The organism is Pseudoduganella sp. RAF53_2 (genome assembly GCF_052113985.1).
GTDB lineage: Bacteria > Pseudomonadota > Gammaproteobacteria > Burkholderiales > Burkholderiaceae_D > Rugamonas.
In genome coordinates this window covers 1-6,908 of record NZ_JBFRDW010000300.1, presented here as the reverse complement: position 1 = coordinate 6,908, position 6,908 = coordinate 1, and the positions used below count along the sequence as shown (strand labels likewise).

Below are 6,908 nucleotides of genomic sequence, written 5' to 3'. Positions count from 1 at the left end.
CAATCAACATGATGACTAAGAACAGAATAATCATAATGATGATCGAAATACGCATCCAATCACGCAATGCACAAGAAATAATCACCGATTTGATTATGTTCTGATTGACGCTCGATTGGGATTTGATTAGTCTCGTCTTAATAAAGTTGCCACCCGGACCGGCTACGGGACTGAGGATGGCACAACACAAAGGAGACGAAGATGGTGAATCACAAGCGCCGTAAACGTTTGCTCAAGCTACTCTCGGAACATACAACCGCCAGCGTTCCACAGCTGGTTGAGTGGCTAAGCGCCTCCCCCGCCACCGTGCGGCGGGATATCAGTTGGCTCGCTGCGCGGAATCTGCTCACGCGCACACGGGGAGGAGCCGCCAATCTGCCGCAGAAGAAGCGCAGCTTCCCGCTCACGAGCGAGACGTTCCAGCACAATATCGAATGCCACGCCGAGCGCAAACGCGCCATCGCCCGCTATGCGGCGAGCTTGTGCTCGGAAGGCGAAACCATCATCATCAATGGCGGCACGACCACCTTCATGATGGCGGAATTCCTGATGGATAAACACCTGAAGATCCTCACGAATTCCTTCCTGATGGCCGAGCGCCTGCTCGTTTCGAGCGATAACGAGATCATTCTCCCCGGTGGCAAGGTCTATCGTGAGCAGAATGTGATTCTCAGCCCGTTCGACAACGACATCACCCAGCACCATTACGCCGCCAAGATGTTCATGAGCGTGTATGGGCTTTCCCTGCTCGGATTGATGGAAGCTGATCCGCTTTTGATTCAAGCGGAGCAGCGTTTGATCAGTCAGGCCGAAGAATTGATCGTTTTGGCCGATAGCTCGAAGTTCGCCAAGAAGGCTGGCCTGATCCTGTGCGGCCTGAATCGCGTATCCACCGTGATCACCGATACCAACGCCTCCGACTCCGCAGTGCAGCTGCTTGAGCAATCGGGCGTGCATGTGGTGACCGTGGCGCCGGAAGCGCTGCCGCAATCCGTCAGCCCCTCCACGTTCGCGCCGAACTTTGACTTCCAGTCCGCAGCGCTCTATCACACGGAGACATCGCATTGAAACTCAGAAGATTAGTGATCGCGGCGATGGCCGCAGGCATGCTCACGGCGGTTGTCGGCTGCGGCGAGAAAAAGCCGGAGAAAGTACGCATCGCCATGGTGGTGAAAAGCCTGGGCAATGGCTTCTTCGACGCCGCCCACGCCGGCGCCAACGAAGCAGCCGCGCAGCTGAAGGATGTTGAGATCATCTACACCGGCCCGACAACGCCGAGCGCTGAAGGACAAATCGAGATAATCAATTCTTTGATCAGTCAGAAAGTTAGCGCTATCGTGATCTCTGCAAACGATCCGAATGCGCTGGTGCCGATCACCAAAAAAGCCATGGCGCGCGGGATCAAGGTGATTTCCTTCGACAGCGGGCTGGCCGAAGAAGGTCGCCTGATGCAGCTGAATCCATCGAACGCGGAACTGATCGGCCGCAAACAGCTGGAGATGGCCTCCGAAGCCATTGGCGGTGCCGGCGAAATCGCGATTCTCTCGGCGTCCGCTCAAGCCACCAATCAGAATATCTGGATCAAGGTGATGAAGGATGATCTGGCCAAGCCGGAATTCTCGAAACTGAAGCTGGTGGCCACCGTGTACGGCGATGACCAGTCGGACAAGAGCTACCGCGAAGCGATCGGCCTCCTGCGCAGCAATCCAAACCTGAAAGCCATCATTGCGCCGACCACGGTGGGCATCAACGCCGCCAGCAAAGCGGTGGTGGATGAACACCTGGTGGGCAAGGTCTTTGTCACCGGCCTTGGCCTGCCGTCCGAAATGGCGGGCCATGTGAAGAGCGGTGCGGTGCGCGAATTCGCGATCTGGAATCCGATCGATCTGGGCTACGCAGCGACTTACGCGGCCTACGACTTCGTCAAGGGCGATCCGAATGCGAAGCCGGGCGGCAGCGTCAATGCAGGCCGCATGGGCACCATCGCCCTCGATGCACACGGCGAGGCAGCAATGGCTCCGCCTTTCACCTACAACAAAGAGAACGTCGATAAGTTCTCCAAGATTTTCTGAGATGTTATGCAGCCTATGCAAGCACCAGTGCTGGAGCTGTCCGGCATCAGCAAGCGTTTCGCGGGCATTGTCGCGCTGAACAGGGTTGGGCTCTCGGTCCGCGCCGGCGAAGTGATGGCGCTGATCGGCGAGAACGGCGCGGGCAAGTCCACGCTGGTCAAAACGCTGACCGGCATCTATCAGCCGGATGAAGGCAGTATCCGGCTGGGCGGCAAGGAAGTCGCGTTCAGTTCTCCACAGGATGCGCAATGCGCCGGCATCACCGCCGTGCACCAGGAAACGGTGATGTTCGATGAACTGACCGTGGCGGAGAACATCTACGTTGGCCGCCAGCCCTGCCGTGGTGGACGCATCAACTGGAAGCAGATCGAATCCGAAGCGGAGAAGCTGTTCGAACGGCTGGAAGTCTCCCTGCCCGTGCGTGCGCGCGTGAAGGACCTGAGCGTGGCGCAGCGCCACTTTGTCGAAATTGCACGCGCCCTGTCGCAGGATGCTCGCGTGGTGATCCTGGACGAACCGACTGCCTCCCTCTCCCAGCGCGAAATCCAGGAGCTGTACCGCATCATCGGCCAGCTGCGCGCTGCCGGCACGGCGGTCATCTTCATCTCGCACAAGTTCGACGAAATCTTTACCGTTGCCGACCGCTACACGGTTCTGCGCGATGGCCAGTTCATTGCCGATGGTTCGCTCGCCGATATCACGGAATCGGAACTGGTCGCACTGATGGTCGGCCGCGCCGTGCAGGATGCTTATCCCAAGGCGGATGTCACACCCGGCGAAGTGCTGCTGGAAGTCGACCAGCTGTGCCACCCTACGGAATTCGACAACGTCAGCTTCCAGCTACGCCGCGGCGAGATCCTCGGCTTCTATGGCCTCGTCGGTGCGGGCCGCTCGGAAGTGATGCAGGCGCTGTTCGGGCTGACGGGTAACGTCTGCGGCAGCGTGAAGCTTGAAGGCAAGCCGGTACGCATCGGCTGCCCGCAGGACGCCGTCGCACACGGCATCGCTTATGTGCCGGAGGACCGCCAGCACCAGGGCGCGCACTTGTCGCTGCCCATCATGCAGAACATTACGCTGCCGATCCTGTCGCGGATTGGCTTCTTCCTGCGCAAGCGCCGCTCGGACGAATGCGCCATCGCGCGCCATTACGCGGAACAGCTGGAATTGAAGGCCAGCCACCTGACGCAAAATGTGTCCGAGCTTTCGGGCGGTAATCAGCAGAAGGTCGTGCTGGGCAAATGGCTGGCGACGCAGCCGAAAGTCATCATTCTCGATGAGCCGACCAAGGGCATCGATATCGGCTCCAAAGCTGCCGTGCACCGCTTTGTCAGCCAGCTGGTGGAGAAAGGTTTGTCCGTGATTCTCGTGTCGTCCGAACTGCCGGAGGTACTGGGCCTGGCCGACCGCGTGGTCGTCATGCACCAGGGCCATGTCAAACAAGTGTTCAGCCGCGATGAAGCGACGCCCGAACGCGTGGTGGCGGCGGCGTCCGCGCTGGAGACGGTATGAAGATTCTTAAACTACGCGAAACACAGCTCGCGCTCTCGATCGTTGCCCTCATTCTGCTGGTCGGTGTGCGTGCGCCGGTCTTCTTCAGCATTCCCAGCCTGGGCAATCTGCTGACGGACAGCACCTTGCTCATCATGCTTGCACTGGCACAGATGCTGGTCATCGTCACGCGTGGCGTGGACTTGTCCGTGGCGTCGAATCTGGCGCTATCGGGCATGGCGGCTGCGCTGCTGGCTTCGCGCAATCCGGGCTTGCCGCTGCCTGTCGTCGTGCTGGTTGCGATTGGGCTGGGACTCGTGCTCGGGCTGCTCAATGGCTGGCTGATTGGCTATCTGGAGCTGCCGCCCATCGTCGTCACACTGGGCACGATGAGCGTGTATCGCGGCTTGGTGTTCGTGCTATCCGGCGGCGCCTGGGTGAACTCGCACGAGATGCCGGATGGGTTTATCGCTTTTCCGCTGGAGCGCTTGCTGGGTCTCACGCATCTGGTGTGGATCGCTGCGGCGGCCGCGCTGGCGGTGTGGTTCCTCGCCTGCCATAGCCGCTTCGGCCGCGACCTCTACGCCATTGGCAACGAACCTTCTTCCGCGCGCTACGTCGGCATTCCGATTGCGCGTCGCCTGTTCTGGACGTACGGCTTGTCCGGCGCCGTAGCGGGCCTGTGCGGCTACCTGTGGGTAGCGCGCTACGCGGTTGCCTACACCGAGATCGCCTACGGCTTTGAATTCACCGTGATCGCTGCCTGTGTCATCGGCGGCACCAGCATCGCCGGYGGTTCCGGCTCGGTGCTGGGCGCGGTGCTCGGCGCCCTCTTCCTCGGCGTGATCGGCAATGCGTTGCCGGTAGTACAGGTTTCGCCGTTCTGGCAAAGCGCGCTGACGGGTCTCGTGATTCTGACCGCGGTGCTGATCAATGCACGCGGCAACCGCAGCAAGGGCCGTCAGATCCTGTCGCTGCACCTGACTAACAATGCAAGGAGTGCTGTATGAACTCCGTTCCGCTCATGTCCGCTCCCAGCACTTCACGCTACACCATTCTCGATCGTCCTGGCTTCCGCCTTGGCACCCTGCTGGGGCGCTGGGAATCTCTGCTCGCATTGCTGCTGATCGCCGTCTTCGCCATCAACAGCGTGGTGCTGCCGAATTTCCTCGATATCGACAACCTGGCTGACGGCACGTTCAACTTCAGCGAGAAGGCGCTGATCGCATTGCCGATGGCGCTACTGATCATCTGCCGCGAAATCGACATATCGGTGTCCGGCATTCTTGCGCTGTCTTCGGTGGCAATGGGGATGGCCAAAGCTGCGGGCTGGCCGGCGGAAAGCCTGCTGTTCGTGGCGCTGGCGACCGGCACGGCTTGCGGCGCGCTGAATGGCGTGCTGGTCACGCGCTTCGCCCTGCCCTCCATCGTTGTCACCATCGGTACGGTGTCGCTATTCCGCGGCCTGGCAAGCGTGGTGCTGGGCGACCAGGCCTTCACCGGTTACCCACAATTGATGGCCGACTGGGGCCAGGGCTATTTCTTTGGTTCGCTGCCACGCGAATTCACCGTGCTGCTGGTCTTTGCGGCGCTGTTTGCCTTCATGCTGCATGCGACGAGCTGGGGACGCCGCATTTACGCCATCGGCAATAACCCTGTTGCGGCACGCTTCTCCGGCATTTCGGTTGACCGTTACCGCTTCATGCTGTTCATGCTGACAGGCGCCATGGCCGGACTGGCAGGCTTCCTGCTGACGGGCCGCATCGGCAGCACGCGCCCGAACATTGCGATGGGCTGGGAGCTGGAAGTGATCACCATGGTCATTCTCGGTGGCGTGAGTATTTCCGGCGGCGCAGGCACCATCGGCGGCGTGATGCTGGCCGTGCTGACGCTGGGGATGGTGACCTTTGGCCTGTCGCTGGCCAATATCCCCGGCATCTACATGACGATTGCGGTCGGCGTACTGCTACTGGTGACCATTGCCTTGCCGCGGCTGCTGCGCGGCCGCAAGGTGGCCAAATGACGGCGACTGTTGTTCTCGATATCGGCAAGACCAATGCCAAGCTGACGCTGATTGCGGCCGATGGCACGCAGCTGGCCGAGCAGCGTAGGCCGAATAGCATCCTGCGCGATGGGCCGTACCCGCATCACGATACGGAAGGCCTCTGGACCTGGATGCTGGATGTGCTGCGCGGCTTTGCGCAGCAGGCCAGCATTGGCGCCATCGTGCCGGTCACGCATGGCGCGACTGCGGCGCTGGTCGATGATGAAGGCCTGGTGTTACCGGTCCTGGACTACGAATATGAGCTGCCTCCCGAGCATGTTGAGCGTTACCGCAAGTTGCGGCCTGCTTACGTCAATTCCTACTCTCCGCGTCTCGGCACCGGGCTGAATCTCGGCAGCCAGCTGGTGTGGCAGGCGATGGCCTTCCCTGCGGCGTTTGCGCGGGCGCGGCACGTCCTGATGTATCCGCAGTATTGGGCGTGGCGCTTGTCCGGCGTGGCGGCGAGCGAGGTGACGTCGCTGGGCTGTCACACGGATTTGTGGCAGCCGGCACGCCAGCGCTACTCGGCGCTGGTTGAGCGCATGGGCTGGCATCATCTGTTTCCGACGCTTCAGCTGGCATGGCAGTCGCTTGGGGCTCTGAAGCCCGATCTGGCGGCGCAGACGGGCTTGCCGGCGAACTGCCAGATCCTGTGCGGCATCCACGATAGCAATGCTTCCTTGTTGCGGCATCTCGGCGGCGCCGAGCCGCCTGCGGTGCTGTCGACCGGCACCTGGGTGATTGCTGCGGCGCCGGGCAAGGCCCTGGAGGGCTTGCGCGAAGAAGCTGACATGCTGGCGAACAGCAGCGCCTTCGGACAAGCCGTGGCGTGCATGCGCTTCATGGGCGGGCGGGAGTTTGGCGCGATTGCCGGCGACGCGCCTACGCCATGCAGTGTAGATGATCTGGCAAAAATCGTTGAGCAAGGCACGTTTGCCTTGCCAAGCTTCGCCGCAGCCGGACCTTTCGCACACGAGAGCGGCCGTATCGCTGGCCCCGCGCCGGCCAGCGCGGCGGAACGGTACGCCCTGGCGACCTTGTATGTGGCGCTCATGTGCGACTTCTGCCTGACTGCGTTAGACGTGCAGGGCGCTGTCGTGGTGGAAGGTGCGTTCACGGGGAACCCGCATTTCGCTCCAGTGCTGGCAGCACTGCGCGCGCGGGCGGCCGTGACGGCGACTGATGACACGAGCGGCACGACTTGCGGCGGCTGGCTGCTGCATCGGCGCGATGGGTCGCCGCAGCTGCATGGTCGCGTTGCGGAACCGCTTGCGCTGGCGGGCCTGGAGGGCTATCGCCAGCGC

At 61.5% G+C, this 6,908-nt stretch carries 6 protein-coding genes; all 6 read left to right on the top strand.

What is annotated here, in order from left to right; translation table 11 throughout:
• The first annotated feature begins 201 nt into the window (after nt 1-201).
• Nucleotides 202-1,068 (top strand): DeoR/GlpR family DNA-binding transcription regulator, encoded by an 867-nt coding sequence (locus AB4Z11_RS18065; RefSeq protein ID WP_442026643.1) that lies wholly within the window; start codon nt 202-204, stop codon nt 1,066-1,068.
• A gap of 38 nt (nt 1,069-1,106) precedes the next feature.
• Nucleotides 1,107-2,072, top strand: a complete 966-nt coding sequence (gene rhaS / locus AB4Z11_RS18060) for a rhamnose ABC transporter substrate-binding protein (protein WP_442026644.1) — start codon at nt 1,107-1,109, stop codon at nt 2,070-2,072.
• A gap of 6 nt (nt 2,073-2,078) precedes the next feature.
• On the top strand, nt 2,079-3,581 hold the full coding sequence (locus tag AB4Z11_RS18055; RefSeq protein ID WP_442026642.1) for a sugar ABC transporter ATP-binding protein: 1,503 nt from the start codon (nt 2,079-2,081) through the stop codon (nt 3,579-3,581).
• Nucleotides 3,578-4,570: an ABC transporter permease gene (locus AB4Z11_RS18050; RefSeq protein WP_442026640.1), complete on the top strand. Its 993-nt coding sequence runs from the start codon at nt 3,578-3,580 to the stop codon at nt 4,568-4,570. Before AB4Z11_RS18055 ends, AB4Z11_RS18050 begins: the two co-directional genes overlap by 4 nt.
• Nucleotides 4,567-5,583 carry an ABC transporter permease gene (locus AB4Z11_RS18045; RefSeq protein ID WP_442026638.1) on the top strand — a complete coding sequence of 339 codons (1,017 nt, stop codon included), beginning with the start codon at nt 4,567-4,569 and terminating at the stop codon, nt 5,581-5,583. Before AB4Z11_RS18050 ends, AB4Z11_RS18045 begins: the two co-directional genes overlap by 4 nt.
• Nucleotides 5,580-6,908 (top strand): FGGY-family carbohydrate kinase (locus AB4Z11_RS18040; RefSeq protein WP_442026636.1); only part of this gene is annotated, 1,329 nt, incomplete at its 3' end. The genes AB4Z11_RS18045 and AB4Z11_RS18040, both read left to right, overlap by 4 nt.